Source organism: Mycolicibacterium tokaiense (assembly GCF_010725885.1).
GTDB lineage: Bacteria > Actinomycetota > Actinomycetes > Mycobacteriales > Mycobacteriaceae > Mycobacterium > Mycobacterium tokaiense.
Genome location: NZ_AP022600.1, coordinates 5651674 through 5677857, shown reverse-complemented (window position 1 = coordinate 5677857; position 26184 = coordinate 5651674). Strand labels below are relative to the sequence as shown.

General features: G+C 69.8%; 26 protein-coding genes. 19 read left to right on the top strand and 7 right to left on the bottom strand.

Going from position 1 to position 26184, the window contains the following annotated elements; translation table 11 throughout:
• Nucleotides 1-124 precede the first annotated feature (124 nt).
• From ripC to G6N58_RS27380, 3 genes are read left to right on the top strand one after another with little or no spacing between them, the layout of a single operon-like run.
• The gene (gene ripC, locus G6N58_RS27390; protein WP_276017204.1) at nucleotides 125-1306 is read left to right on the top strand and encodes a peptidoglycan hydrolase RipC; all 1182 of its coding nucleotides are present in this window, start codon (nucleotides 125-127) and stop codon (nucleotides 1304-1306) included.
• A 43-nt stretch (nucleotides 1307-1349) separates the two neighbouring features.
• Nucleotides 1350-2198, top strand: coding sequence for a hypothetical protein (locus G6N58_RS27385; protein WP_115280711.1), 849 nt, complete (start codon nucleotides 1350-1352; stop codon nucleotides 2196-2198).
• Nucleotides 2199-2204: 6 nt separating this feature from the next.
• The gene (locus tag G6N58_RS27380) at nucleotides 2205-3329 is read left to right on the top strand and encodes a glycosyltransferase family 4 protein (protein ID WP_115280712.1); all 1125 of its coding nucleotides are present in this window, start codon (nucleotides 2205-2207) and stop codon (nucleotides 3327-3329) included.
• Nucleotides 3330-3393: 64 nt separating this feature from the next.
• Here G6N58_RS27380 and G6N58_RS27375 read toward each other — a convergent pair whose 3' ends face one another.
• Entirely contained in the window at nucleotides 3394-5196 is a 1803-nt protein-coding gene (locus G6N58_RS27375; RefSeq protein ID WP_115280713.1) for an AMP-dependent synthetase/ligase, read from the bottom strand.
• A gap of 116 nt (nucleotides 5197-5312) precedes the next feature.
• On the opposite strand from G6N58_RS27375, the gene G6N58_RS27370 reads away from it, so the two are divergent.
• The 5 genes from G6N58_RS27370 (at nucleotide 5313) to G6N58_RS27350 (ending at nucleotide 8647) form a co-directional block, all read left to right on the top strand.
• Nucleotides 5313-5705, top strand: coding sequence for a polyketide cyclase / dehydrase and lipid transport (locus G6N58_RS27370; RefSeq protein ID WP_115280714.1), 393 nt, complete (start codon nucleotides 5313-5315; stop codon nucleotides 5703-5705).
• Nucleotides 5706-5774: 69 nt separating this feature from the next.
• Nucleotides 5775-6209 carry an SRPBCC family protein gene (locus G6N58_RS27365; RefSeq protein WP_115280715.1) on the top strand — a complete coding sequence of 145 codons (435 nt, stop codon included), beginning with the start codon at nucleotides 5775-5777 and terminating at the stop codon, nucleotides 6207-6209.
• A complete protein-coding gene (locus tag G6N58_RS27360; protein ID WP_115280716.1) occupies nucleotides 6206-7444 on the top strand; it encodes an ArsA family ATPase in 1239 nt (412 codons plus the stop codon). The genes G6N58_RS27365 and G6N58_RS27360 overlap by 4 nt, the downstream gene beginning before the upstream one ends.
• Nucleotides 7432-7827 (top strand): hypothetical protein, encoded by a 396-nt coding sequence (locus G6N58_RS27355; RefSeq protein WP_115280717.1) that lies wholly within the window; start codon nucleotides 7432-7434, stop codon nucleotides 7825-7827. Before G6N58_RS27360 ends, G6N58_RS27355 begins: the two co-directional genes overlap by 13 nt.
• 91 nt (nucleotides 7828-7918) lie before the next feature.
• The gene (locus G6N58_RS27350; protein WP_115280718.1) at nucleotides 7919-8647 is read left to right on the top strand and encodes a lysophospholipid acyltransferase family protein; all 729 of its coding nucleotides are present in this window, start codon (nucleotides 7919-7921) and stop codon (nucleotides 8645-8647) included.
• Here the strand turns inward: G6N58_RS27350 and G6N58_RS27345 are convergent.
• Nucleotides 8577-9866 carry a glycosyltransferase 87 family protein gene (locus G6N58_RS27345; RefSeq protein WP_115280719.1) on the bottom strand — a complete coding sequence of 430 codons (1290 nt, stop codon included), beginning with the start codon at nucleotides 9864-9866 and terminating at the stop codon, nucleotides 8577-8579. The genes G6N58_RS27350 and G6N58_RS27345 overlap by 71 nt on opposite strands.
• Before the next feature lie 108 nt (nucleotides 9867-9974).
• On the opposite strand from G6N58_RS27345, the gene G6N58_RS27340 reads away from it, so the two are divergent.
• Genes G6N58_RS27340 through G6N58_RS27330 form a run of 3 tightly spaced genes read left to right on the top strand, consistent with a single transcriptional unit; the run spans nucleotide 9975 to nucleotide 12834 of the window.
• The gene (locus G6N58_RS27340; protein ID WP_115280720.1) at nucleotides 9975-10895 is read left to right on the top strand and encodes a hypothetical protein; all 921 of its coding nucleotides are present in this window, start codon (nucleotides 9975-9977) and stop codon (nucleotides 10893-10895) included.
• A gap of 9 nt (nucleotides 10896-10904) precedes the next feature.
• Nucleotides 10905-11420, top strand: a complete 516-nt coding sequence (locus G6N58_RS27335; RefSeq protein ID WP_115280721.1) for a polyadenylate-specific 3'-exoribonuclease AS — start codon at nucleotides 10905-10907, stop codon at nucleotides 11418-11420.
• Between the two features lie 13 nt (nucleotides 11421-11433).
• A complete protein-coding gene (locus G6N58_RS27330; protein ID WP_115280722.1) occupies nucleotides 11434-12834 on the top strand; it encodes a class II 3-deoxy-7-phosphoheptulonate synthase in 1401 nt (466 codons plus the stop codon).
• Between the two features lie 6 nt (nucleotides 12835-12840).
• Here the strand turns inward: G6N58_RS27330 and G6N58_RS27325 are convergent, their stop codons facing one another.
• The gene (locus G6N58_RS27325; protein WP_435406381.1) at nucleotides 12841-14043 is read right to left on the bottom strand and encodes a protein kinase domain-containing protein; all 1203 of its coding nucleotides are present in this window, start codon (nucleotides 14041-14043) and stop codon (nucleotides 12841-12843) included.
• Nucleotides 14044-14084: 41 nt separating this feature from the next.
• Between G6N58_RS27325 and G6N58_RS27320 the strand changes: the two genes are divergently transcribed.
• Complete coding sequence (locus tag G6N58_RS27320; RefSeq protein ID WP_115280724.1) at nucleotides 14085-14489, top strand: Rv2175c family DNA-binding protein; 405 nt, start codon at nucleotides 14085-14087, stop codon at nucleotides 14487-14489.
• On the opposite strand, the gene G6N58_RS27315 is transcribed toward G6N58_RS27320, so the two are convergent.
• Both G6N58_RS27315 and idsA2 read right to left on the bottom strand, forming a co-directional pair.
• The gene (locus G6N58_RS27315) at nucleotides 14483-15973 is read right to left on the bottom strand and encodes an alpha-(1->6)-mannopyranosyltransferase A (RefSeq protein WP_115280725.1); all 1491 of its coding nucleotides are present in this window, start codon (nucleotides 15971-15973) and stop codon (nucleotides 14483-14485) included. The genes G6N58_RS27320 and G6N58_RS27315 overlap by 7 nt on opposite strands.
• A gap of 5 nt (nucleotides 15974-15978) precedes the next feature.
• Complete coding sequence (gene idsA2 / locus G6N58_RS27310) at nucleotides 15979-17040, bottom strand: bifunctional (2E,6E)-farnesyl/geranyl diphosphate synthase (protein ID WP_232068163.1); 1062 nt, start codon at nucleotides 17038-17040, stop codon at nucleotides 15979-15981.
• 197 nt (nucleotides 17041-17237) lie between these two features.
• Here idsA2 and G6N58_RS27305 point away from each other — a divergent pair, with 197 nt between their 5' ends.
• Together G6N58_RS27305 and G6N58_RS27300 are read left to right on the top strand one after the other, a co-directional pair.
• Entirely contained in the window at nucleotides 17238-18179 is a 942-nt protein-coding gene (locus G6N58_RS27305) for a methylenetetrahydrofolate reductase (protein WP_115280727.1), read from the top strand.
• A 53-nt stretch (nucleotides 18180-18232) separates the two neighbouring features.
• A complete protein-coding gene (locus G6N58_RS27300) occupies nucleotides 18233-18952 on the top strand; it encodes a YqjF family protein (RefSeq protein WP_115280728.1) in 720 nt (239 codons plus the stop codon).
• Nucleotides 18953-18961: 9 nt separating this feature from the next.
• Here G6N58_RS27300 and G6N58_RS27295 read toward each other — a convergent pair whose 3' ends face one another.
• Nucleotides 18962-19672, bottom strand: coding sequence for a DUF3153 domain-containing protein (locus G6N58_RS27295; RefSeq protein WP_115280729.1), 711 nt, complete (start codon nucleotides 19670-19672; stop codon nucleotides 18962-18964).
• Nucleotides 19673-19698: 26 nt separating this feature from the next.
• Nucleotides 19699-20316: a GNAT family N-acetyltransferase gene (locus G6N58_RS27290; RefSeq protein ID WP_163908470.1), complete on the bottom strand. Its 618-nt coding sequence runs from the start codon at nucleotides 20314-20316 to the stop codon at nucleotides 19699-19701.
• 289 nt (nucleotides 20317-20605) lie between these two features.
• Between G6N58_RS27290 and G6N58_RS27285 the strand changes: the two genes are divergently transcribed.
• The 5 genes from G6N58_RS27285 to G6N58_RS27265 all read left to right on the top strand — a co-directional run bounded on the left by G6N58_RS27285 (nucleotide 20606) and on the right by G6N58_RS27265 (nucleotide 26163).
• Nucleotides 20606-21016 carry an SCO2097 family morphological protein gene (locus tag G6N58_RS27285; RefSeq protein WP_115280730.1) on the top strand — a complete coding sequence of 137 codons (411 nt, stop codon included), beginning with the start codon at nucleotides 20606-20608 and terminating at the stop codon, nucleotides 21014-21016.
• A 462-nt stretch (nucleotides 21017-21478) separates the two neighbouring features.
• The gene (gene mraZ / locus G6N58_RS27280) at nucleotides 21479-21910 is read left to right on the top strand and encodes a division/cell wall cluster transcriptional repressor MraZ (RefSeq protein ID WP_068917540.1); all 432 of its coding nucleotides are present in this window, start codon (nucleotides 21479-21481) and stop codon (nucleotides 21908-21910) included.
• A complete protein-coding gene (gene rsmH / locus G6N58_RS27275) occupies nucleotides 21885-23099 on the top strand; it encodes a 16S rRNA (cytosine(1402)-N(4))-methyltransferase RsmH (RefSeq protein ID WP_163908467.1) in 1215 nt (404 codons plus the stop codon). The genes mraZ and rsmH overlap by 26 nt, the downstream gene beginning before the upstream one ends.
• Nucleotides 23096-24229: a cell division protein FtsL gene (gene ftsL / locus G6N58_RS27270; RefSeq protein WP_232068026.1), complete on the top strand. Its 1134-nt coding sequence runs from the start codon at nucleotides 23096-23098 to the stop codon at nucleotides 24227-24229. Before rsmH ends, ftsL begins: the two co-directional genes overlap by 4 nt.
• Nucleotides 24226-26163 (top strand): peptidoglycan D,D-transpeptidase FtsI family protein, encoded by a 1938-nt coding sequence (locus G6N58_RS27265; RefSeq protein ID WP_115280731.1) that lies wholly within the window; start codon nucleotides 24226-24228, stop codon nucleotides 26161-26163. Before ftsL ends, G6N58_RS27265 begins: the two co-directional genes overlap by 4 nt.
• The last annotated feature ends 21 nt before the right edge of the window (nucleotides 26164-26184 follow it).

Genomic DNA, 26184 nt, shown 5'->3' with positions numbered 1-26184 from the left:
CTGTTAAATTTGCGTCTCCTGTTGGACAACGCCGATGCCGTTTCGTAACCTATTTGAGACCTGAAGGCGATTCGGCGGCGACGCGGCATGCGGCACACCGAAGGCAGTTTAAGGACCCGTAATCTTGAGTTTCGTCTGCTCGCAGTGGATCTCGCGTGTTTCGAAGCGCTCTCGCAAGAGCCTCGTCTGCGCGGTCGCCGGTGTCACCGTGCTGTCCGGAGTCCTGGCCTCGAGCGTGCAGGCTGACCCTGCCGAGGATGCCCTGGCAAAGCTCAACGACCTGTCGCGTCAGGCGGAGCAGACCACCGAGGCGATGCACAGCGCGCAGCTGGACCTCAACAACAAGGTCGAGATCCAAGCGGCCGCCGACCGTAAGCACGCCGATGACCTGGCGGCGGTCGACGCGGCCAAAGCCCAGCTGGCGACCTTCCAGACCGGGGTCGACGAGTTTGCTGCCGCCATGTACATGGGCGGGCGCACCGACGGTATGACCGCCATCCTCACCGCGGAGTCGCCGCAGGGGCTCATCGACCGGCTGGCCGTGCAGCGGGTGATCGCCGGCGAACTGTCCGACCAGATGGCCAACTACCGTCGCGTCAGCGAGCAGGCCGCGGCGGCGGAGATCGCCTCCGCGCAGTCGGCCGCCGACGCCAAGACCGCTGCCGAACAGGCTGCCGCGGTACGCGCCGAGCTCCAGGCCAAGCAGAGCGATCTGCAACTGAAGATCGCCGTCGTCAAATCGCAGTACGACTCCCTGACCGAAGCCCAGCGGATGGCGCTGGCAGCACCCGGCCCGGTGCCGCCACCACCCGCCGCCGCGCTGCCCGCGCCGCCCCCGGGCGACCCCGCGATCCTGGCCGCACCGCCCGCACCCGGACTGCCCGCCCTGCCGCCGCCCGCCGCCATCCCGCCGGGTGACGTCGCGCCGCCGGTCGAGCCCGCACCGGGTGCAGGTAGCCCCGTCGGATCGACCGTCGTGCAGGCCGCGCTGACCAAGGTCGGCTCGCCGTACTCGTGGGGTGGGTCCGGCCCCGGCCAGTTCGACTGCTCGGGCCTGGTGATGTGGTCCTTCCAGCAGGCAGGCATGTCGCTGCCGCACTCCAGCCAGGCGCTGGCCGCCGGTGGGCAGCCGGTCTCGCGGGATCAGCTGCAGCCCGGCGACGTGGTGAACTTCTACTCCGACGCCTCGCACACCGGCATCTACGTCGGCAACGGCATGGTGGTGCACGCCTCCACCTACGGTGTGCCGGTCAAGGTCGTGCCGTTGGACGGTGCGGGACCGTTCTACAACGCCCGCCGGTACTGAGTCGTCGGCGATACTGGGACCTGTCGCTACCGATCGCTCCACCATGCCGAGCTCCCGGCCCCGCTGGCCGGTGGTCGTCTTGTCGACCCTGCTGACCGCCGAGCTGCTGTTCGCGGGCGTGGTGGTGACCCGAACCCCCGAACCGATGGCACCGCCGGCGGCAGCCGCGGTGGGCGCGGCGCCCGGTGGACAGCGCGAGGTCACGCTGGTCAGCCTCGGCGGCATCGCCACCGACCCCCTGCTGCGCAGGGTGGCCGACGAACTGGATGCGGCCGTGGACGCCGTCGAACTGTTCTGGGGACCGGAGTGGCCGCACGAGGTGGTGATCGTCGCGGCGGGTTCCGACGCGGAGTTCCGCGCGCAGGCCACCGGAGTGGCCGACACGTCCCACATCGCCGCAGTCACGGTGGCCGACTCGGTGAACCCGCAGGAGAACTCGGCGACCGGCCAACGCATCGTCTTCGCCCCGGGCGCGGTGACCATGAGCCCGGAGGCGCTGCGCCTAGTGTTGACCCACGAACTCTTCCATTACGCCGCCCGCGCCTCCACCGCCGCCGATGCCCCGAGCTGGATCACCGAGGGGGTGGCCGACTACGTGGCCCGGCCGACGCCCGTGGGCGCGGACGCCCGGTGGCCGCTGCCCGTGGCGCTGCCGTCGGACGCGGACTTCGGCGCCGCGGGCGATCCGAGCCTGGCCTATGACCGGGCCTGGTTGTTCGCCCGCTACCTCGCCGACCGGTACGGAGCGCCGGCACTGCGGGCTTTCTACGTCCGCGCTGCCGGCCCGCACCACCCCGACCCCGACACCGCGCTGTGGGAGGTGCTGCGGGTGCGGCCGGTCGACGCGTTGCGGGGCTGGCAGCAGTGGTGCGTGCGCAACGGGCTAGCGTGACATCCGATGACGCGGATCCTCCTGGTGACCAACGACTTTCCTCCGCGCCGCGGGGGCATCCAGTCCTATCTCGAGCAGCTGGTGGTGCGGCTGGCCGGTAGTGACGAGCTGACGGTGTACGCGCCGCAGTGGAAAGGCGCGCCGGAGTACGACGCCCGTGCCCCCTTCGAGGTGGTGCGCCACCCCGGCACCCTGATGCTCCCCGAGCCCGGCGTCGACGCGCGGATGCGCCGGCTGATCCGCGACCGGGACATCAACACCGTGTGGTTCGGTGCGGCCGCCCCGCTGGCGCTGCTGGCGCCGCGTGCCCGCGAGGCCGGTGCGCGCCGGATCATGGCCAGCACCCACGGGCACGAGGTCGGCTGGTCCATGCTGCCGGTGGCCCGCTCGGCGCTGCGCCGCATCGGTGAGGGATCCGATGTGGTGACGTTCGTCAGCCGCTACACCCGCGGGCGGTTCGCCGCCGCGTTCGGGCCCGCGGCCGGCCTGGAACATCTGCCCTCGGGCGTCGACACCGAGCGGTTCCGCCCCGATGCGGCTGCGCGCGAAGAGCTTCGGGCCCGGTACCGCCTGGGCGGCCGCCCCACGGTGGTGTGCGTGTCGCGGTTGGTGCCGCGCAAGGGGCAGGACATGTTGATCCGGGCGCTGCCGGTGCTGCGGGAGCGGGTCCCCGGCGCGGCGCTGGTGATCGTAGGGGGCGGTCCCGACCGCAACCGGCTGCACGGCCTCGCCGCCGACGCCGGTGTCACCGACCACGTGGTGTTCACCGATGGGGTCCCCGCCGACGAACTGCCCGCGCACTACGCCATGGCCGACGTGTTCGCCATGCCATGCCGTACCCGCGGCGCCGGTCTGGACGTGGAGGGCCTGGGCATCGTGTTCCTGGAGGCCTCGGCCACCGGAATCCCGGTCGTGGCAGGCGATTCCGGCGGCGCCCCGGAGACGGTGCTGGAGGGCCAGACCGGCCACGTGATCGACGGCCGGGACGCCGAGCAGTTGGTCGACACACTGAGCCTGCTGCTGGCGCATCCCGACCGCGCTGCCAAGATGGGCCGCCGCGGCCGCGAGTGGGTCACCGAGCACTGGCGCTGGGACACCATTGCCGCCCGCGCCGCCGACCTCCTGCGTTGACGCTGCGCTGACCGCGACCGCTTCTCGCACAGCGTGTCGCTGAGCGCAGCGTCAACGCCGGAGATCAGCCCTTGGCGTAGAGCGCGTCGATGTCGTCGGCGAACTTCTCGGCAACCACCTTGCGCTTGACCTTCATCGTCGGGGTGAGTTCGCCGGTGTCCTCGGTGAAGTCGACCCCCAGGATGCGGAACTTGCGGATCTGCTCGGCGTGCGAGACCGCGGTGTTGGCCTGTTTGACCGCGCCGTCCACTTCCGCCATCAGATCGGAATCGGTCGCCAGGTCGGCGACGGTGGCGCCGGAGTCCTTGCCGTTGCGCTGTTTCCAGCCCTCGAAGGCCTCCGGGTCGATGGTGATCAGCGCACCGATGAACGGCTGCGCATCACCGACGGCCATCGCCTGGCTGATCAGCGGGTGGGCGCGCAGCTGATCCTCGAGCACAGCGGGGGCCACGTTCTTGCCGCCCGCGGTCACGATGATCTCCTTCTTGCGGCCGACGATCTTGAGGAACCCGTCGGTGTCCACCTCGCCGAGATCGCCGGTGTGGAACCAGCCGTCTGTGAAAGCGCCTGCGGTCGCCTCGTCGTTGCGCCAGTAGCCGGCGAACACCACGCCGCCGCGCACCATCAGCTCGCCGTCGTCGGCAATGCGCATGCTGTTGCCGGGCACCAGCTTGCCCACACTGCCGACCTTGAGCGCACCCACCTGGTTGACGGTGATCGCGGCGCTGGTCTCGGTGAGGCCGTAGCCCTCGTAGATGGTCAGCCCGACGCCCCGGTAGAAGTGGCACAGCCGCGCACCCAGCGGCGCGCCGCCGGAGATCGAGGCCCGGCAGTCGCCGCCGAGAGCGGCGCGCAGCTTGCCGTACACCAGCTTGTCGAACACGGCGTGCTTGAGCCGCAGGACCAGCCCGGGCCCGGTTCCGTCCTGGGCCTCGCTCCACTCGATGGCGGTCTGTGCGGCGATGGCGAAGATCTTGCCCTTGCCGTCATTGGCGGCGTTCTGTTCGGCGGTGTTGTAGACCTTCTCGAACACCCGCGGCACCGACACCACGATGGTGGGCTTGAACACCGAGAACATCGGCACCAGGTTCTTGATGTCGCTGGTGAACCCCACGGTGACGAGGTTGTGGAACGCGGCCAGGGTGATGGCGCGGGCCAGCACATGGGCCAGCGGCAGGAAGACCAGCAACCGCTCGCCCTTCTGCAGCAGCGTCGGGACCGCGGATTTGGCACCGCGGATCTCGTGCAGCAGGTTCGAATGCGTCAGCTGGCAGCCCTTGGGCCGGCCGGTGGTGCCGGAGGTGTAGATCAGCGTGGCGGGCGCATCCGAGCGCAGCGCTCCCACCCGCGCGTCCACCTCGCCGGCATCGACGGACGCACCGGCCTCGGCCAGCACGTCCAGCGCGGCGGGGGTGGAGCCGTCGATGGTCAGGACTTCCCGCAGGTCCGGCAGCTCGGCGGTGAGTTCAGCAGCCAGCGCGGCATGCTGGTCGGTCTCGGTGAACAGCAGCACCGCGCCCGAGTCGGTCAGCACCCAGCGCACCTGCTCGGCCGAGGACGTCTCGTAGATCGGCACCGTCAACGCGCCCACGCTCAAGATGGCCAGGTCCAGGATCGCCCACTCGTACCGGGTGGCGCTCAGGACCGCCACCCGGTCACCGGGGTTCACGCCCTTGGCGATCAGTCCCCGGGCGGCGGCGCGGACCTGTGCGGCGGCCTCGGCGCAGCTGACGTCGGTCCAGGAACCGCCGACCAGCCGCTGGTAGATGACGTGGTCGGGATTGTTGCGCTCGTGCTCGTAGACAGCAGCGGCGACGCTGTCGTGCTCGCCCACTGAAAACGATGCAGGAACACTCAACTCACGCAATGGTCGGCCCTTTCCTCGGTTGACACGAGAGTAATCCCTGTCCAGGCGTCGATGTGACTGCGGACACCTCCCGGGTCTGCCGCGGGCAACCTCCGGCGGTATGTGAAGCTAGGACGGTGAACAGCATCCAGGTGGCCGACGAGACGTTTGTCGCCGCTGACGGCGCGACGGTGGCCGCGGTGCTGGCCGACCCGGCGCGCTGGCGCCGGTGGTGGCCGGACCTGCTGCTCGAGGTGGTCGACGACCGCGGCCCCCTCGGGGTGCGCTGGACGGTGGCCGGCCCGGTGACCGGAACCATGGAGATCTGGTTGCAGCCGGTGCTCGACGGGGTGAAGCTGCACTACTTCCTGCACGCCGAGCCCGCCGGGGTGGCGGCGTGGCAGCTGGCCAAACTGAACCTGACGAAGCTGACGCATCAGCGCCGGGTGGCGGGCCGGCGGATGGCGTTCGACGTGAAGGCCGAAGTGGAACGCAACCGCCCGGTCGGGGTGGCACCGCAGCCCCGTTAGTGGGCGGTCGGTTCTTCCCAACGGGTACCGTTCACGGTAGGTGTGGCTCGACGAGGCAGGACGGAATCAGTGGCGGACAAGACGGCGCAGACCATCTACATCGATGCCGACCCGGGCACGGTGATGGACGTGATCGCCGACATCGGCTCCTACCCGGATTGGGTCAAGGAGTACAAGGACGCCGAAGTGCTCTCCTCCGACGCCGACGGCTATCCCCGTAAGGCGCGGCTGGTGCTCGACGCCGCGGTGCTCAAGGACACCATGGTGCTGGAGTACGAGTGGCCTGCCGACCGGCGCTCGGTGCGCTGGTGGCTGGACTCCAGCACCCTGCTCAAGGCGCTTGATGGGGCATATCGTTTGCAGCCCAAGGGATCTGGCACCGATGTCACCTACGAACTGTCGGTCGACCTGATGATCCCGATGATCGGGCTGCTCAAGCGCAAGGCCGAGAAGCGGCTCACCGACACCGCGTTGAAGGACCTGAAGAAACGAGTCGAGGGCTGAAAGACTCCAGCACCCGGATCAGCCTGTTCGTCGGCAAGGGCGGGGTGGGCAAGTCGACGCTGGCTGCCGCCACCGCCGTACGGGCCGCCCAGGCGGGGCAGCGGGTGCTGGTGGTCTCGACCGACCAGGCGCATTCACTCGGCGACGTCCTGGGTGTGCCGGTGCCGCCCACCGGCGAGCGGGACCCCGTGCGGGTGTTCGCCGACGAGGGCGGCGGTTCGCTGGATGCGCTGGCGCTGGACACCTTGGCGTTGCTGGCCGCCCGCTGGCGCGACGTGGCCGGCCCGGTGGCCCGGCGTTTTCCTGATTCGGAATTGGGAAACGTTGCTCCCGAGGAACTCTCGGCGCTACCCGGTATCCAGGAGGTGCTGGGGCTGCACGAGGTGGGTGAGCTGGCAGGCTGCGGCAGTTGGGACCGGTTGGTGGTCGACTGCGCCTCCACCGCGGATGCGCTGCGCATGCTCACCCTGCCCGCGACGTTCGGGCTCTACCTGGAGCGGGCGTGGCCCCGCCATCGCCGGCTCAGCATGGCAGACACCGGTGCCTCGGCGGTGGTCATCGAACTCACCGAGCGGGTCACCGAGGGCGTCGAGCGCCTGGGCGCCCTGCTCACCGACCCCGAGGCCGTCAGTGCCCACCTGGTGCTCACCCCCGAGCGGGTGGTGGCCGCCGAGGCGGTGCGCACCCTGGGTTCCTTGGCGTTGATGGGGGTGCGCGTCGCCGAGCTGATCGTCAACCAGGTTCTGGTGCAAGACGATTCGTACGAGTATCGCAACCTTCCCGACCACCCGGCGTTCGAGTGGTACGCCGCGCGGATCAATGAGCAGCGGCTGGTGCTCGACGAACTGAGCGCCCGCACCGGTGAGATCGCGCTGGTGCTCACCCCGCATCTGCCCGGGGAGCCCATCGGCCCGAAAGCGCTCGCCGAACTGCTCGAGATGGCCCGCAGGCGCGGGGGAGCGCCACCGCCCGGGCCGCTGCGGCCGGTGGTGGATCTGGAGTCCGGATCGGGGCTGGGATCGGTGTACCGGATGCGGTTAGAGTTGCCGCAGCTCGACACCGGCTCGCTGACGCTGGGCCGGGTGGACGACGACCTGATCATCGGCGTGGGCGGAATGCGGCGCCGGGTCCGCTTGGCGTCCGTCCTGCGGCGGTGCACCGTCATGGATGCGCAATTGCGGGGTACAGAACTGACTGTGCGTTTCACACCGAATCCGGAGGTATGGCCGGCATGAACCCGACGGGGCACGCCGACCTCGGTCCTGAGCTGCGTCAGCTGGCGCAGGCCATCCTGGACCGCATCGACCCGGCGCTGCGCGCGGCGGCCATGGTGGCCGCGGCCCGCGCCACCGAGGGGCCGGGCAGGTGCCAGCAGCTGTGGTGTCCGGTGTGTGCGCTGGCGGCCCTGGTCACCGGTGAGGAGCATCCGCTGCTGACGGTCATCTCGCAGCACAGTGTGGCGCTGTTGGCGGTGGTGCGCGCGCTGCTCGACGACGAGCGGACCGAGGACACCCCCGCCGCGCCCGAACCGACGACCGAGCCGACGCCTGACCCGTCGGCGCCCGACCCCACGCCCACCGGGCGCTATCAGCCGATCCACATCGACATCGACGAGTGACCGGTGTGTTCGGCGGCTGACCTGATCGGGTAGAACTTCTTCAGTAGAGTTGGCCCGAGCACCGTCCGGTGCGGCCGTCGCGGGAGGGTCCATGTGGTATTGGCTGTTCAAGTACATCTTCATGGGACCCCTGTTGTCCTTGCTGGGCAGGCCGAAAATCGAAGGGCTGGAGCACGTTCCGCACGACGGCCCCGCGATCTTGGCCAGTAACCACCTGGCGGTGGCGGACAGCTTCTACCTCCCGCTGGTGGTACGCAGACGCATCACCTTCCTGGCCAAGGCCGAGTACTTCACCGGCACCGGCATCAAGGGCTGGTTCACCCGTTGGTTCTACACCGTGGCCGGACAGGTGCCGATCGACCGCACCGACGCCGACTCCGCGCAGAGCGCCCTGAACACCGCCGCGCGCATCCTGGATCAGAACAAGCTGTTGGGGATGTACCCCGAGGGCACCCGTTCTCCGGACGGCCGGCTCTACAAGGGCAAGACCGGCCTGGCCCGGCTGGCGCTGGAATCGGGCGTTCCCGTCATTCCGGTCGCGATGATCGGAACCGACGTGGTGAACCCACCCGGGAGCAAGATGTGGCGCTTCGGTCGCGTGCAGGTGCGCTTCGGCAAGCCGATGGACTTCTCGCGGTTCGAGGGACTGGCCGGCAACCGCTTCATCGAGCGCGCCGTCATCGACGAGGTGATGTACGAGCTGATGCGGCTCTCCGGCCAGGAGTACGTCGACATCTACGCTGCCAGCCTCAAAGAGGGTGCAGGGCCTGAGCCGACTCCTGCTCCGGGCTCGCGCCTGCCGGAGAGCGCGGCGGGCTGAGCCGGGCGGTCGCCACAGCGCCCACCGCAGCGATGACCGCCAGCGCCCACCACACGTAGGACCCGCCCAGCAGCTGGCGCCACCACGCCGCCGCCGCCTCCTGGTGTTCGGGCAGCAGCTCGATGGGCGTCCAGACCAGCAGCCCGATCCCGGCCACCGTCACGGCGGCGAGCACGACACTGCGCCTGCGCCAGGCCGCCACCACCAGCGCCACCAGTGTCGGCAGCGTCCACACCCAGTGATGCGACCAGGACACCGGCGACACCACCAGCCCGAACAGGGCGATGCAGATCAGTGCCAACACCGGTTCGTCGGCCCGCACCGCCCGCCGGCCCGCCCACACGGCCAGGCCCAGCACCGCGAAGCACGCCGTCGTCCAGAGCACGAAGTGCACCGTCTCGCTGTACTGCTCACGTGCCAGCAGCGCCGCGATGTTCTGATTGGTGTTCAGCGTCGAGTTGCCGATGCGGTCGGTGTCCCGCAGCGTCGTGGTCCAGTACTCCCACGAATCCCGCCACGCCAGCGCACATCCCAGCAGGGTGGCCGCGACGAACGAGCCGACGGCCACCACCGCGGCGCGCGCGTCGCGCCGCAGCGCGAGGTACACCAGGAACACTGCGGGGGTCAGCTTCAGGGCGATCGCCAGACCCAGCAGCAGACCCCGCGGCCACGGCGTACGCCGCGGCACCAGGTCGGCGATCACCAGCGTCATCAGCACCACGTTGATCTGGCCGAACTCGAAGTTGGCCCGCAGCGGCTCCAGGTGGCTGACCGCCAGTGCCACCAGTGCCAGCGCCACGAAGGTCCGCCGCACCAGGGTGGGGTCGGGGCCCTGGCGCCAGACGTCCAGCCGGGTCAGCACGATGACTGTCGAGACCACCAGCAGCACCAGCGTGATCACCGTCATCGCGGCGCTGGCGACCGGCAGCGGCAGCCACGCGAACGGTGCGAACACCACCGCCGACAGCGGCGGGTAGGTGAACGGCAGGTCGATCCCGCCGAGGGTGTGGAACATGGCGCCGTCGGCGTACAGCGGGTTGCCGTCCAGCCAGGCCTGCCCGCCCATCCGGTAGACGTCGATGTCGATGCGGTACGGGGTGTGGCCGAGCAGCTGCCAGGCCGCGTAGCCGAAGCCGACCAGCGTCAACAGCTGGAACAGTCGCCAGCCCAGCCGCTCTACCCCCACCCGGTCGACGCCGGGCCACCACCGCATAGTCATGTCAGGCGACAGCCTATCGGGGCCCAGGGTGCGATAGTCGGACCGCGGTGGCTGCCGACGGCCGTTTCAGCACCACATTCGGCGCAGGTGAGCGTAAGTTCACAGCTCGTGTCCGATGACTGGAACTTCGATCTGGATCTGGTGCCGCAGATCCCGGCAGGCCGGATCCCGCTGCTGTGGTGTCTGATCGCTTTCCTGGTCACCTTCCTGGTCACCCGGACGATCGTGCGCTACATCCGGGCCACCGCTGCCAGCGACAAGCCCAAGAAGTGGTGGCAGCCGCGCAACATCTCCGGCAGCGGTGGCACCCACATCCACCACGTGGTGATCGGTGTGGTGCTGGTGATGGTCTCCGGCGTCACCATGGTGACCCTGGCCGTCGACGGCGGGGTTCGTGAATTCACCGCCGCAGCAATCCTTTTCGGAATCGGCGCCGCGCTGGTGCTCGATGAGTTCGCGCTCATCCTGCATCTGCAGGACGTGTACTGGGCCGAGGACGGCCGCACGTCGGTGGACGCGGTGTTCGTGGCCGTCGCGGTGGCCGGGCTGCTGGTGCTGGGGTTCAACCCGCTGTCGTTCTTCGACATCACCATCTGGCGTGAGGACGATTCGGTGGCCTCGCGGGCCCTCGTGGTCGGCGGGGCGGTCTACACCCTGGCCATGGCGGTGATCGTGCTGCTCAAGGGCAAAGTATGGACGGGCCTGGTCGGGATGTTCTTCAACCCGCTGCTGATCGTCGGCGCCATCCGGCTGTCCCGCCCGCACGCGCCCTGGGCGCGCTGGCGCTACACCACCCGGCCCAAGAAGATGCACCGCGCCCTCGAACGCGAGCGCTACATGCGCCGCCCGGTGGTGCAGGCCAAGCTGTGGTTGCAGGACGCCGTGGCCGGGATGCCGCACTTCCCCGACGACGCCGAGGTGGATGCGCAGCTGGACCTCGAGATCCACGCCGCGGCTCCGCCGCCGTCGCTGCGTCAGGAGGCCGACGAGGCCCGCCAGGCCGAATCGGCGCTGCCGGGCGCTGGATAGGGTCTGGGGGTGCGGTACTTCTACGACACCGAGTTCATCGACAACGGGCGCACCATCGAGCTCATCTCGATCGGTGTGGCCGCCGAGGACGGTCGCGAATACTACGGGGTGTCAAACGAATTCCCGCCCGAGCAGGCAGGCAGCTGGGTGCGCAAGAACGTGTTGCCGAAACTGCCGCCGCCGGCGTCGCAGCTGTGGCGCTCCCGGCGCCAGATCCGCGAGGACCTCGAGGAGTTCTTCGGCATCGACGGGGACGAACCCATCGAACTGTGGGCCTGGGTGGCCGCGTACGACCATGTGGCCCTGTGTCAGCTGTGGGGACCGATGACCAGCCTGCCGCCGCAGATCCCGCGCTTCACCCGGGAACTGCGGCAACTCTGGGAGGACAAGGGCAGCCCGCGGATGCCGCCGCGGCCCCGCGACACCCATGACGCACTGGTGGACGCCCAGCACAACCTGCGGCGCTTCCAGATCATGTCCGACATGGAGGACGACTACGCACGCTGGGCCGCCGGGCGCGGGTAGTTACCATGATTGGGTGAACTGGACCGTCGACGTTCCCATCGAGCAGCTGCCCTCGCTTCCGCCACTGCCCGATGGCCTGCGCCAGCGTCTCGACGCCGCGCTGTCGAAGCCGGCGGCGCAACAGCCCACCTGGGACGCCGGGCAGGCCGCGGCCATGCGCACGGTGCTCGAGAGCGTCCCGCCGGTGACGGTGCCCTCTGAGGTGGAGAAGCTCAAGGGGCTGCTGGCCCAGGTGGCGCTCGGAGAGGCGTTCCTGCTGCAGGGCGGCGACTGCGCCGAGACCTTCGCCGACAACACCGAACCGCACATCAAGGCCAACATCCGCGCGCTGCTGCAGATGGCCGTGGTGCTGACCTACGGCTCGAGTATGCCGGTGGTCAAGGTGGCCCGGATCGCCGGCCAGTACGCCAAGCCGCGCTCCTCGGACATCGACGCCCTGGGGCTGCGGTCCTACCGCGGCGACATGGTCAACGGCTTCGCCCCCGACGCCGCGGTGCGCGAACACGACGCGTCGCGCCTGGTGCGGGCCTACGCCAACGCCAGCGCCGCGATGAACCTGGTGCGGGCGCTGACTTCGTCGGGGCTGGCATCGCTGCATCTGGTGCACGACTGGAACCGCGAGTTCGTCCGCACCTCGCCCGCGGGCGCCCGCTACGAAGCGCTGGCCGGGGAGATCGATCGCGCGCTGCGGTTCATGAGCGCGTGCGGGGTGGCCGACCGCAACCTGCAGACCGCCGAGATCTTCGCCAGTCACGAGGCGCTGGTGCTGGATTACGAGCGGGCCATGCTGCGGTTGTCCACCGACACGTACGGGGAAACCGAGTCCGAGCCCAAGCTCTATGACCTGAGCGCGCACTACATCTGGATCGGGGAGCGGACCCGCCAGCTCGATGGCGCCCACATCGCGTTCGCCGAGGTGGTGGCCAACCCGATCGGCATCAAGCTGGGGCCCACCACCACCCCCGAGCAGGCCGTCGAGTACGTCGAGCGCCTGGACCCCCACAACGAACCGGGCCGGCTGACGCTGGTGACCCGCATGGGCAACGGCAAGGTGCGCGATCTGCTGCCCCCGATCGTCGAAAAGGTCGAGGCCACCGGACACCGGGTGATCTGGCAGTGCGATCCCATGCACGGCAACACCCACGAGGCCTCCACCGGCTACAAGACCCGGCATTTCGACCGGATCGTCGACGAGGTGCAGGGCTTCTTCGAGGTGCACCACGGGTTGGGCACCCATCCCGGGGGCATCCACGTCGAGATCACCGGCGAGAACGTCACCGAGTGTCTGGGTGGGGCCCAGGACATCTCGGACGACGACCTGGCCGGCCGCTACGAGACCACGTGCGACCCGCGGCTGAACACCCAGCAGTCCCTGGAGCTGGCCTTCCTGGTCGCGGAGATGCTGAGGGGCTAGCCGGCCTCAGATCAGCGACTGCAGATTGGTGCCCAGCGTCCAGGCGCCGGCGGCCACCCCGCCGGTCAGGATCAGCACCACCAGTAACCAGATCACCGTGCTGCGGCGGGCCCGCTGCCGTGCCCACTCGAACTCCGAGATCTCGATGCCTGCGAATTGCCCGGCAGGGGAGTCGAATTCGGGGACCTGTGCCGGTTCGGCGGCGGGAGTCGGTGGCGGCACCCAGTCGTCGGGTCCGCGGGTGAATGCGCGGGTGGGGTTGCGGGGCGCCTCGGTGGCCCGGCTGTGGTGTCGTGCCGCCGAGGTGTGCTGAGCGGAGTTGCGGGGCGCCGGCACCCGGAACGGCGGCAGCACCAGCTCGTCGGCGATGGCGTCCAGTTCGGTGCCCATGTCCACGGCGTCGGCGAAGCGCTGCGCCGGGTCGCGTGCGGTGGCGTGCAGCACCAACTCGTCGAATTCGGGGGGAATGCCCGCGATCGCCGCACTGGGCGGTGGCACGTCCTGGTCCAGCCGCTGGTACGCCACCGCCAGCGAGGTGTCGCCGGTGAAAGGTGTTGCGCCGGTCAGCATCTCGTAGATCAGGATGCCGAGGGAATAGACGTCGCTGCGCGGCCCGGCGTTGCCGCTGCTGACCTGTTCGGGGGACAGATAGGCGGCGGTGCCCAGGATCACGCTCGTGGAGGTGATGCCGGCCTGCGCGACGGCGCGCACCAGGCCGAAGTCGGCCAGCTTGACGTCCCCCTCGTCGGAGATCAGCACGTTCTCCGGTTTGACGTCGCGGTGCACCAGTCCGCCGCGGTGGGCCACCGCCAGCCCGCCCAGCAGCGGGCGCAGCACCGCCGCCGCGGCGTGCGGGGGCATGGGTCCGCGCTCGCGCAGCAGTTCACGCAGCGTGCCGCCTTCGACGAGTTCCATGACCAGGAACGGGTATTGACCGTCGAGACCCTGGTCGAAGACGGCCACCAGGCCGGGATGCGACAGCCGGGCCACCGCACGGGCTTCCATCTGGAACCGGGTGAGGAACTGCTGATCGCCGGCGTAGCGGGAATCCATCACCTTGATCGCGACGGGCCGGTCCAGGCGCAGATCGGTGCCGCGGTACACCGTGGACATCCCTCCGGTGGCGATCGGCGTCTCCACGCGGTAGCGGCCGTCCAGCAGGATCCCGTCCAGGGGGTCGTGCGGCGTCGGTGCGGTCACCGCGCCAATGTTATGTGCACGGGTGGTGCCCGCCGTCCTACACTGCTCCGGTGAGCAGCATTCCCGCTGGCGACGACGTCCTCGATGCGGACGAGCCGGTCCACGATCTCCCGACCGTCGCCCACATGCTCGGTATCCCGGTCACCAAGGTGCACCAGCACCTGCGCGACGGCCATCTGGTGGCGTTGCGCCGAGACGGCGTGGTGGTGGTGCCGCAGGTGTTCTTCACCTCCTCCGGGACGGTGGTGAAACCGCTGGCGGGGCTGCTGGCGGTGCTGCGCGACGGCGGATACCACGAGACCGAGATCCTGCGCTGGCTGTTCACCGCCGACTCGTCGCTGACGGCGACGTTCGACGGTGACCGGGAGCCGGTGTCCAACGCCAGGCCGGCGGATGCGCTGCATTCCCACCAGGCCCGCGAGGTGGTCCGCCGGGCCCAGGCCATGGCCTACTGAGCGGTGGGCTGTTCCGCGCGCTTGAGGTAGTACCAGGCCGCCACCGCACACACTGTGGCCAGGATGACGTGCACCCAGACGTACATGCCGTGTGACCCGTCGGGTTTGAAGATGACCATGATCCAGGTGGAGAACCCGGCGATGGCCGCGACGGCGGGCCGCGACTGGGCGATGGCGGCGATGATCGCCAGCGGCCAGGTGTAGTACCAGGGCAGCGCGGCGGGCACGAAGAGAACCACCACCAGCATGGCCCAGCCGATGCCCACCAGGGTCTCGCGGTCGTCGTGGCGGAACCGCCACCACAGCAGCGGCAGGCTGACGGCGATGATGATGATCCCGGCGATGCGGGTGGCGTCGAGCACGGCGTAGAAGTTCACGCCGAAGAACAGTCCGCCGACGGCGTTGGTCACGTTGGCGATCGCGGTGGGCACGGTCAGCCAGTTGATGATCTTCACCGAACCCGCCAGTGCCGTCAGCCATCCCAGGCCGACGCCGGCGGCCAGCGACAGCACGGCGAACACGCCAACGAAAATGGCGATCGAACCGGCGGCGGCCATGGCGAAGGCGGTCAGGCGGCGGTGGCCGCGTTCCCGCAGTGCCCGTATCCACACCCACACCATGAACGGAAGGGCCAGCCCCGCGGTGGCTTTCACCGCGACGGCCACGGTGGCCACGACGAAGCCCGCGACGAACCGGCGGCTGAACACCAGCGCGATCCCGGCGGCCATCAGTCCGACCATCAGCATCTCGTTGTGCACTCCACCCATCAGGTGAATGATCACCAGTGGGTTGAGCACGCAGATCCACAGGGCCACAGCGCCGCTGGCGCCGATGTGGCGGGCGATGCGGGGGGCGGCCCAGATCAGGAGGGCCAGTCCCGGCAGCATGCACAACCGCAACACCATGGTGCCCGCGATGACGTTGTCGCCGGTGATCATGGTGACGAACTTGGCCACCAGGATGAACGCCGGTCCGTACGGAGCGGTGGTGGTGGTCCAGATCGGACTCACGTTGTCCAGCAGGGCATTCGGATTCTCGATCGGTCCCACGACGTAGGGATCGAAGCCGTCGCGCAGCAGGGCGCCCTGCGCCAGGTAGGAATAGGTGTCGCGGCTGAACAGCGGGACCGAGAGCAACAGCGGCGCCAGCCAGAACCCGGTGGTGGCCAGCATGGTGTATTCGCTGCTGCCGTGGTCGAGCATGCGTCGGCCCAGCCACAGCCAGGCCACCAGCATCAGCGCGACGCCGCCCCACAGCAGCACCGAGGACAGCACCAGGCCGTGGCCGAAGCGTAGCCAGGACAGGTGCATCGACTCCAGCACCGGGTCATGTGAACGGGTGCTGCCGGCACCCAGGCCGCCGGCGGTGATCATCAGCGCGCCCAGGAAACCGAGCAGCGCGGGCCGGGCCTCGTCGGTGCGGGCGAACTCACGCAGCTTGGCCAGGTGTCCGGCGGTCGAGGAGGACGTGGTGGGGGTGGACATCGGGTTCAGGCGGACCGGTTGGAGACCAATCTGGCGAGCTCGGCCAGACCGATCTTCGCCTGCGCATCGATGGGAGCGGCCTCGAGCATGTCGGTGGCCCGCCGCGACAGCATCTCGATGCGACTCTCCACGGCTGTCAGCGCGCCGACGGATTCGATGACCTGGCGCAGCTCGCTGACCTGGGGATCGCTCAGCTCGGTGCCGATGGACGTGCGGATCAGCTTGGCGGCCACCGGGTCCGCCCCGTCGGCGCGGTGCAGCGCTTCGGCCAGCAGCACGGTGCGCTTGCCGGAGCGCAGGTCGTCGCCCGAGGGTTTGCCGGTGACGGCGGGGTCGCCGAACACCCCGAGCACGTCGTCGCGCAGCTGGAACGCCACCCCCAGGTCGTTGCCCACCTCCTGGAAGACCGCCTGGACGTCCGGGCGGTCGGCGGCTGCTGCGGCGCCGAGCTGCAGCGGTCGGGCGATCGTGTAGGAGGCGGTCTTGAAGGTGTTGACCTTCATGGCGGCCTCGATGGATTCGTCGCCGCTGGATTCGTTCATGATGTCGAGGTACTGACCACCCAGCACTTCGGTGCGGATGTCCGACCACACCCGGCGCACCCGCAAGTGTGCGCCCACGGACAGGGGAGCGGTGGCGATCACGTCGTCGGCCCAGCACAGCGACAGGTCGCCGAGCAGGATGGCCGCCGAGAGCCCGAACTGGCCGGCCGAACCGCGCCAGCCCTGGCTGCGGTGCAGCTCGCCGAAGTGCACGTGGACGGTGGGCCAGCCGCGCCGGGTGGCCGAGGCGTCGATGACGTCGTCGTGCACCAGGGCACAGGCCTGCAGCAGTTCGAGTGCGCCGAACAGGCGCAGGATGTCGGCGTCGAGAAGGTCGGCGGGCGGCTCCGGTACCACCGCGCGCCAGCCCCAGTACGCGAAGAGAGGGCGCATGCGCTTGCCGCCGCGCAGGACGAACTCTTCCAGCTGGGCGATCAGGTCGTCGTAGCCGCCGCCGATGTAGGCGGCAGCTTCTCGGCGCTCCCGAAGGTAGACCCGTAACTGCTCGGTGACGGCGCCGGCCAGCTCTGCGGCCGACGGTGCCGCTCCTTCGACGCTCAGCGCGGCGCCCCTTTCTTCTGCGTGCAGGTTGGCTACCCCCGCTCTGGACCCCCGAGCGCATACAAGGGTAGAGCGTCGGCAGCGGTTTGCGTGACTCAGACCACCGGGTGTGGCGGATGGGACGGTCGGTGCCATCCGCCACCCGCATTTATGCTGTTCGGATGAGCGTGAGCAACGTCGGCAGCCGTACTCTCTCGGTCGTCGACCGCATCGCCGAGGTCGGCCGCGACCGGGTGCCGTTCTCCGTCGAGTTCTATCCGCCGCGGGACGCGGCCGCCGAGGCCCGGCTGTGGCGTGCGGCGCGGACGTTCGAGCCGATGGGCCCGGCGTTCGTGTCGGTGACCTACGGAGCGGGCGGCTCCACCCGCGACCGCACCGTGCGGGTGGTGGGTGAGTTGACCGAGGCCACCACGCTGCTGCCGGTGGCGCACCTGACCGCGGTGGGGCACTCGGTGGCCGAGCTGCGCGCGATGGTCGGGGCATACGCCGACCGCGGCATCCACAATGTGCTGGTGTTGCGTGGCGACCCGCAGGGCGGCGTGCACGACGAGTGGGTCAAGCACCCCGACGGGCTCGAGTACGCCGTCGAGATGGTCGACCTGGTGCGTCGGCTGGGGGACTTTCACGTGGGCGTGGCGTCCTTCCCCGAAGGTCACCCGCGCGCAGGTGGTCTGGAGCAGGACACCGCGAACCTGGTGGGCAAGCTGCGGGCCGGGGCGGAGTACTCGATCACGCAGATGTTCTTCGACGTCGACGACTACCTGCGGTTGCGCGACCGAGTGGTAGCCGCCGATCCGGAGCAGGGCGCCAAGCCGCTGATCCCCGGGATCATGCCCATCACCTCGCTGCGGGTGCTGCGCCGCCAGTGTGAGCTGGCCGGGTCGCAGATCCCCGTCGCGCTGCTGGACCGGTTGACCGCGGCGGCGGGCACCGGGGCCGAGGAGGACCGTGACGAGGTGCGCAAGGTCGGCATCGAGCTGGCCACCGAGATGAGTGCCCGGCTGATCGCCGAGGGGGCGCCGTGTCTGCACTTCTGCACCCTCAACTTCGCCAGGGCCACCGGTGAGGTGCTGGCCAACCTGGGGATGATGGCGCGGGTCTAGCTGTCCGGCCGGGCCGGCGGCGCGGCCTGCGCCCCAGATGACAGGATGGCCCGATGCCGGCCGATTATCCGGTCACCCCGCCTGCCTTACCGCCGCCGGTCTTCACCTCACAGCGGTGGACCGACGTGACGTTCATCCACTGGCCGGTGGAACCTGCCGCCGTGGCCCACCTCTACCCACAGGGCACGCGGCCCGATGTGGTCGACGGTGTCACCTACGTCGGGCTCATCCCCTTCACGATGCGGGATCTCACGCTGGCGCTGCCGCGAGCGGTGCCGTACCTGGGGCACTTCCTCGAGACCAATGTCCGGCTCTACTCCACCGACGACGCCGGGCGTCACGGTGTGCTGTTCCGCTCGCTGGAGACCGAGCGGCTGGCGATCGTGCCCGCCATCCGGGCGTCGCTCGGCGTGCCGTACACCTGGGCGCGCATGTCGATGTCCCGCGACGGTGACCGGGTGACCTACGACAGCGTGCGGCGGCTACCCCGGCGCGGTTTGCGCAGCCGCGTCGTCGTCGACGTCGGCGAGCGCGTCGAGCCGACCTCGCTGGAGGTGTGGTTGACCGCGCGCTGGGGCGCCCACACCCGTAAGGCGGGCAGAACCTGGTGGGTACCCAACGAGCACGAGCCCTGGCCGTTGCACTCTGCCGAGATTGTGGACCTGACAAGCGATCTGGTGGCAGCCGCCGATGTGGTCACGTCCGGCGGCACGCTGCGCGCACTCTATTCGCCCGGTGTGACGGCGCGGTTCGGCCGGCCGTCGGTGGTCTGACAGCCGGAGTCAGCTGTCCTGCCGGTTCGGTGGGGTGGCGCCCACCTTGGCGGAGCGGTCCCTGGCCAGCCAGGCCAGCAGCCCGACCAGGCCGGCGACCACCAGCGACGACACGCCGAGCACCAGTGCGCCGCCGACGAAGGAGCGGGTGCTGGGATCGGTGTAGCGGGCCTGGGCGCTCATCGTGTTGACGATGCCGGGCTTGAGCTTCCACTCCACGATGTCGGTGTCGATCCGGTTGCCGTTGGTGGAGGTGATCTCGCCGGGAAACGACACCGTTAGCTCCACGTCGGCGTTCTGGTCGGTCAGTGAGGTGAGGTCCACCCGGCCCTCGAGGATCACCAGGTTGCCGGCGCGGCGGAAGGACAGGTCCACCCCGGCAGCCTCGGAGTTCAGGTAGGCCAGCTGGGGCACCTCGGAGAACCCGAGGTTGGAGAACACCGCCTCCGATCCCACGAAGCCGTCGTTGTCGCTGTACTCCGAGATGGCGACCTTCTGCGCGAACGGCACGTCGGAGCGCAGCTGGGGGCCCTCGTCCTGATCGTCGGTGGGCTGGGCCGCCGCGATGATCCGGCCCGACACGAGGTCGTCGGGGGAGACGGTGAGCGTGGTGTGCACCTTCACGCAGCCGACGGCCAGCGGCGCGACCACCAGGAGCAGTACCGCCAGTGTCAGCATGCGGATGCGACGGGTTCGTCTCGGGTTGCGCACGCAGGTCATAGTGCCAGACGGCACCGGTCCGGGCGTCAGAGCGGGAGGGGCCGGCCCAGAATGGCGAAGGCCCGGGGATCGCCGGCGAAATGATAGCCGCGGATCACATCGGTGAAGCCGAGCCGGCGGTACAGCCGCCAGGCCCGGTTGGCCTCGCCGTTGATCTCCGGGGTCGACAGCAGCACGTTGGCCTCGGCGCGACCGGCCAGCAGCCGCCGGGTCAGGGCCTCGCCCAGGCCGCGGCCCTGAGCGGGCGGGTTGATGTGCAGCTCGGTGAGCTCGAAATAGCTGTTCATCAGGGCGCTGATCTCGGTGGCGCTGCGCCCCGCGCGCCGCAGCCCGGCCACCACCTGCTGCTGCCACCACTGGTCGGGAGCGCCGCAGTACCCATATGCGACACCCAGCAGCGGGGCGCCGGAAAAGTCCTGGTCAGGCTCGCCTCTCCGGGCCGGGTCGGCGTCCACCTCCGCCACGTCCACCTCCACGGCGGCCACCGCTTTCCAGCCCCGCCGACGAGTGTGTTCCAGCCACATCGAGGCCCGCTGGTCCTCGGTGCCGCGCGGGTAGCGCATCGCGTCGACGTAGACACTGAGCGCGTCGCCGAGCCGCTGTCGCATGGCGTCGGGCGACAGATCGATGAGGTATGTCGCCAAGGCTGGAAATCCTCCGATTGCGGTCGCGCGGTCGTCGTCCGGCGGGGTACCCCGCCGGGTTTCCCCGACCGACCCATTATCTTCGGTGAGGGGAGTGCATCTCACTGTTGTCGCACGTCATACAATCGAGGTGCGAACAAGGTGGTACGGCTCAGATTCACCTCGTATCATCGTGTTAGAGGCCCGACCGATTCGGGCACCTAGTTGTACACACCGCACCACCCGACCTTCTCGAGGCCCCCCCACGAGCCTCCCGGTCCAGACCCGCCGTGCCGGCAAGGAGGGACGAATGCCACTCTCCGATCATGAGCAGCGCATGCTCGACCAGATCGAGAGCGCTCTCTACGCCGAGGACCCGAAGTTCGCTTCCAGTGTCCGCGGTGGGAATCTGCGCGCCCCGTCGGCACGCCGTCGCCTCCAGGGCGTGGCGCTTTTCGTGATCGGGCTGGCGATGCTGGTGTGCGGCGTCGCGTTCAAGGCGACCATGATCGGCGGTTTCCCGATCCTGTCCGTCATCGGCTTCATCGTCATGTTCGGTGGCGTGGTGTATGCCATCACCGGCCCGCGGGGGATCGCGAAGGACGCTGCCGGTCCGGTGGACGGTGGTGGTTCGGCCCGGCCCAAGAAGTCCAAGGGCGGTGGCGGCGGATCCTTCACCAGCCGCATGGAAGACCGTTTCCGGCGGCGCTTCGACCAGTGAGCTGATCGCCAGCCCCTCAGCAGACTCTTCCGACCGGCGCACGTGACACGTGCGCCGGTTTTTTGTGCGCCCGGCATTGTCCGGCGCCTCTTTCCCGGCACACATGTGTGCTCAGCGATGCCCACACCGGCGTGTCGCGGAGTAAACCGCACAGACGTCGCTTCAGGGCTGGTTCGTAGGGCGCGGGCCCCCCGAGACCCCCACGACGCCCCACCTGCACCCCACCACTACCTACTACGGCTCTGAGCTGGTGTTCTGGCGCGCTGACGGGCCACTGTCCGCCGGTCAGGCCGCAGCGGACGACCCGTTGCGCGGCCATTTCCTGTGCTGAGTGGGGCGCGACGCGCACAAAGTGGCAACGGTTGGAGAAAAGTGGGGGATTGTGGGGTATCGTGGCGAAGGTCGGAGAGAGCAGCAGAGGAGGCCGAGCTTTCCGACCGGGCCCAGACGTGGAGGTGACGAGTGTTTCTCGGTACCTACACGCCCAAGCTCGACGACAAAGGGCGGCTCACACTGCCCGCCAAGTTCCGCGACGCACTGGCAGGAGGGTTGATGGTCACCAAGAGTCAGGACCACAGCCTCGCCGTTTATCCGCGTGCGGAGTTCGAGCAGGTGGCCCGGCGGGCTGCGCAGGCGTCGCGCAGCAATCCCGATGCCCGCGCCTTCCTGCGCAACCTGGCCGCAGGCACCGACGAGCAGCACCCCGACGCACAGGGCCGCATCACCCTGTCCGCCGACCACCGGCGCTACGCCGGACTGTCGAAGGAGTGCGTGGTGATCGGCTCCGTCGATTACCTCGAGATCTGGGACGCCCAGGCCTGGCAGGACTACCAGCAGCTTCACGAAGAGAACTTCTCCGCGGCCAGCGATGAAGCACTCAGCGACATCATCTGATCAGGAGGCCCTTCCGGAATTCGAGCCGGCACGTGTCCGTGCCACGTGGCCTCTGTCCGAGCCGACCCTGGCGTACTTCCCCGACGCCAGGTTCTCGCTCTCGGGCAGGGACCTCGGGGCAGGGGCCGTGGGCCCGCTCCGCCGGAAGACGATCAGCGCAACAACAGGAAGTGGTGTCGCGGTGGCCGACGATCCGCAACCCAGGGGAGCCGAATACGGCCACATCCCGGTTCTGCTGGACCGGTGCACCGAACTTCTCGCCCCCGCACTGACGGCGCGCGCCGCCGACGGAACAGGTGCGCTGTTCATCGACGCGACACTGGGGGCGGGTGGGCACACCGAGCGGCTGCTGAGCGATCTGCCCGGACTGCACGCCCTCGGCCTGGACCGCGACCCCAGCGCCCTCCAGATCGCCGGCGCGCGGCTGGCGCCCTTCGGCAACCGGGTCACCCTGATCCGCACCCGCTACGACGGCATCGCCGACGCGCTCGAGGAAGCCGGCCATCCCGCCGAGAACTCGGTGGACGGGGTGCTGTTCGACCTCGGGGTCTCGTCGATGCAGCTCGACCGCACCGAGCGTGGATTCTCCTACTCCGCCGACGCGCCGCTGGACATGCGGATGGATCCGGACCTGCCGCTGACCGCCGCCGACATCCTCAACACCTACGACCACGGACCGCTGGCAGCCATCCTGCGGGAGTACGGCGAGGAGAAGTTCGCCAGCAAGATCGCCAAAGAGGTGATCCGCCGGCGCGAGCGCACACCCTTCGCCACCACCGGCGACCTGGTGGAGTTGCTCTACGCGGCCATCCCGGCGCCGGCGCGGCGTACCGGCGGGCACCCGGCCAAGCGCACCTTCCAGGCGCTGCGGGTGGCCGTCAATGCCGAACTCGACTCCCTGCGCGCCGCGCTGCCTGCCGCGCTGGCCGCGCTGCGCCCCGGCGGCCGGGTGGTGGTGATGGCGTATCAGTCGCTGGAGGACCGCATCGTCAAGAGCGTGTTCGCCGCCGCGACCGCCAGCCGCACACCGCCGGGCCTGCCGGTCGAACTACCCGGTCACGAACCGGAATTCGTCTCGCTGACCCGGGGTGCCGAGCGCGCCGACCAGCGCGAGATCGATCGCAATCCACGCAGCGCCGCGGTGCGCCTACGTGCCGTACAACGACCGACAGACAGGGGCGGGTCATGAAAACGAAGCGCAACGCCACGTCGAAGAAGCCGGATTTCTCCGACGACGGCGTCCTTCGCAGCCCCGATCGGCGTCGGGCCAAGGTCAAAGCCGCACCCGGGTCGGTCGCGCGCAAGCGCCCGGCCGACCCTCCGCGAGGACGTAAAGCCAAGGCCGACAAGGCCGGCCGCCCCGCAGCCCGCAGTCGCGCACCCAAGCGCGAGCCGCGCGGGCTGGGCACCCCGCCGGCACACGGCCCGGCCACCACGCCGGTGCGCACACCGGCACCCGCCAAGAACACCGGCCAGGCCAAGGCTCGCGCTAAGGCGCGCAAGGCCAAAGCGCCCAAAGCGGTCCGGGTCCCGCTCAAGCAGCGGCTGATCACCCGGCTGGAGACCATCGATCTGCGGCCCCGCGCGCTGGCTGCCCGGGTGCCGTTCGTGGTGCTGGTCATCGGTGCCCTCGGGGTGGGTCTCGGCGTCACCCTCTGGCTGTCCACCGACGCGGCCGAGCGTTCCTATCGACTGGGCGCGGCCCACCAGACCAATCAGGCGCTGCTGCAACAGAAAGAGGCCCTCGAGCGCGACGTCCTGGAGGCGCAGGCGGCCCCGGCGCTGGCCGAGGCGGCCCGCGGTCTGGGCATGATCCCGTCTCGCGACACCGCCCATCTGGTGCAGGATCCGGCGGGCAACTGGATGGTGGTGGGCACTCCCAAGCCTGCCGAGGGAACACCTCCGCCGCCGCTGAACTCGCCGCTGCCCGAGAACACCCCGGCGCCGCTCCCGCGTGCGTTGACCGCGCCGGGGGATCCGGCCAATCCCGAACGTTCCGTGCGGATCACGCCGCTGACGGCACCGGGGGCGCCCGCTCCGGCCGGGCCGGAGGTGCCCGTAGCAGTGCCCGCGCCCGACGCCGCCCAGCACGCCCCCGCCGGGCCGGCCGCCGAACCGCCTGCGGGTGCGTTGGGCGCCGTCACCGGTCCGCTGCCCGGCCCTGTCACCGGGCCTGCGCCGGGTCCGGCGGCGGATCCCGCCCTGCTGCCGCCGGCGGCCCCGCTGGCCACCGATCCGGCGCAACTGCCCCCGCCTCCCGCCCCGCCGGCGGCTGACCCCGCGCTGGTTCCCGCGCCCGCGCCGGGAGCGCCGGCGTGAGGCGTGCCCAGCAGCCGGCCGGTCGTCGTACCCCGAAGAAGGCGCCCAAGTCGCCTGCGCCCCAGGGGCATTCGGCGCGCCGACGTCGCATCCGCCCGGTTGCCGACGCCGGCGACGGGCTCGGCGGCGGTCGCACCGCGTCGTTCGCCTTCCGGCGGCGCACCGGCAACATCGCCATCGGGGTGCTGATCGCGGTGGCCGCAGCCCAGCTGTTCAACCTGCAGGTTCCCCAGGCCGCCGGACTGCGCGCCGAGGCTGCCGGGCAGCTCAAGGTCACCGACGTCCAGCAGGCCCTGCGCGGCGCCATCGTCGATCGCAACTTCGACAAACTCGCCTTCACCATCGAGGCCCGTGCCCTGACGTTCCAGCCGGTGCGCATCCGCGAGCAGCTGGAGGAGGCCCGCGCCAAGTCGCCCGAGGCTCCGGATCCCCAGACCCGCCTGCGTGAGATCGCCAAGGAGGTGTCTGCTCAATTGGGCGGGCGCCCGGACATGGCGACAGTGCTGCGCAAGCTGCGCAGCAACGAGACCTTCGTCTACCTGGCCCGCGCGGTCGACCCGGCGGTGGCCACCGCCATCATGACCAAGTTCCCCGAGGTCGGCTCGGAGCGCCAGGACCTGCGCCAGTACCCGGGCGGATCGCTGGCGGCCAACATGGTGGGCGGTATCGACTGGGACGGCCACGGACTGCTGGGCCTCGAGGACGCCATGGACTCGGTGCTGGCCGGCACCGACGGATCGGTGACCTATGACCGCGGTTCCGACGGCGTGGTGATCCCGGGCAGCTACCGCAACCGGCACGAAGCCGTCGACGGGTCGACCGTGCAGCTGACCATCGACGACGACATCCAGTTCTACGTCCAGCAACAGGTCCAGATGGCCAAGGACGCCTCCGGGGCCAAGAACGTCTCGGCGGTGGTGCTGGACGCCAAGACCTCCGAGGTGCTGGCGATGGCCAACGACAACACCTTCGACCCCTCTCAGGACCTCGGCCGCCAGGAGAACCGGCAGCTGGGCAACCCCGCGGTGTCCTCGCCGTTCGAACCCGGCTCGGTCAACAAGATCATCACCGCGGCCACCGCGATCGAGATGGGTCTGACCAATCCCGATGAGGTGCTGCAGGTTCCGGGTTCGATCAACATGGGCGGTGTCACCGTCGGCGACGCCTGGAGCCACGGAGTCGAGCCCTACACCACCACCGGGGTGTTCGGGAAGTCCTCGAACGTCGGCACCCTGATGCTGGCCCAGCGGATCGGCCCGGAGAAGTTCGCCGACATGCTCACGAAGTTCGGGCTCGGGCAGCGCACCGGGGTCGGGCTGCCCGGTGAGACGGCAGGCCTGGTGCCCCCGATCGACCAGTGGTCGGGCAGCTCCTTCTCGAACCTGCCCATCGGCCAGGGACTTTCGATGAGCCTGCTGCAGATGACCGGCATGTACCAGACCATCGCCAACGACGGGCTGCGGATCCCGCCGCGGATCATCAAGTCCACGATCGCCGCTGACGGCACCACCACCGAGGAGCCGCGTCCCGAGGGCGTGCGGGTGGTGTCGCCCCAGACCGCGCAGACCGTGCGCAACATGTTCCGCGCCGTGGTGCAGCGGGACCCGATGGGGGTCCAGCAGGGCACCGGCCCGCAGGCCGCGGTCGAGGGCTACCAGCTGGCGGGCAAAACGGGCACCGCTCAGCAGATCAACCCGGACTGCGGCTGTTACTACAGCGATGTCTACTGGATCACCTTCGCCGGCATGGTCACCGTCGACAATCCGCGCTACGTGGTGGGCATCATGATGGACGCCCCGCACCGCGCTGCCGACGGATCGCCGGGATCGTCGGCGGCTCCGCTGTTCCACAACATCGCGTCGTGGCTGCTGCAGCGGGAGAACGTGCCGCTGTCCCCGGACCCGGGCCCGCCGCTGGTCCTGCGCCAGACCTGACATTAGGGTGGCACAGCCTGT

Coding starts and splice junctions, on each gene's coding strand:
- G6N58_RS27385 (WP_115280711.1), top strand. CDS start 1,350: ATGCCGAGCTCCCGGCCCCGCTGGCCGGTGGTCGTCTTGTCGACCCTG.
- G6N58_RS27380 (WP_115280712.1), top strand. CDS start 2,205: ATGACGCGGATCCTCCTGGTGACCAACGACTTTCCTCCGCGCCGCGGG.
- G6N58_RS27355 (WP_115280717.1), top strand. CDS start 7,432: ATGGCCGGCATGAACCCGACGGGGCACGCCGACCTCGGTCCTGAGCTG.
- G6N58_RS27350 (WP_115280718.1), top strand. CDS start 7,919: ATGTGGTATTGGCTGTTCAAGTACATCTTCATGGGACCCCTGTTGTCC.
- G6N58_RS27345 (WP_115280719.1), bottom strand. CDS start 9,866: ATGACTATGCGGTGGTGGCCCGGCGTCGACCGGGTGGGGGTAGAGCGG.
- G6N58_RS27315 (WP_115280725.1), bottom strand. CDS start 15,973: ATGTCCACCCCCACCACGTCCTCCTCGACCGCCGGACACCTGGCCAAG.
- G6N58_RS27305 (WP_115280727.1), top strand. CDS start 17,238: ATGAGCGTGAGCAACGTCGGCAGCCGTACTCTCTCGGTCGTCGACCGC.
- G6N58_RS27300 (WP_115280728.1), top strand. CDS start 18,233: ATGCCGGCCGATTATCCGGTCACCCCGCCTGCCTTACCGCCGCCGGTC.
- G6N58_RS27295 (WP_115280729.1), bottom strand. CDS start 19,672: ATGACCTGCGTGCGCAACCCGAGACGAACCCGTCGCATCCGCATGCTG.
- G6N58_RS27285 (WP_115280730.1), top strand. CDS start 20,606: ATGCCACTCTCCGATCATGAGCAGCGCATGCTCGACCAGATCGAGAGC.
- rsmH (WP_163908467.1), top strand. CDS start 21,885: ATGAAGCACTCAGCGACATCATCTGATCAGGAGGCCCTTCCGGAATTC.
- ftsL (WP_232068026.1), top strand. CDS start 23,096: ATGAAAACGAAGCGCAACGCCACGTCGAAGAAGCCGGATTTCTCCGAC.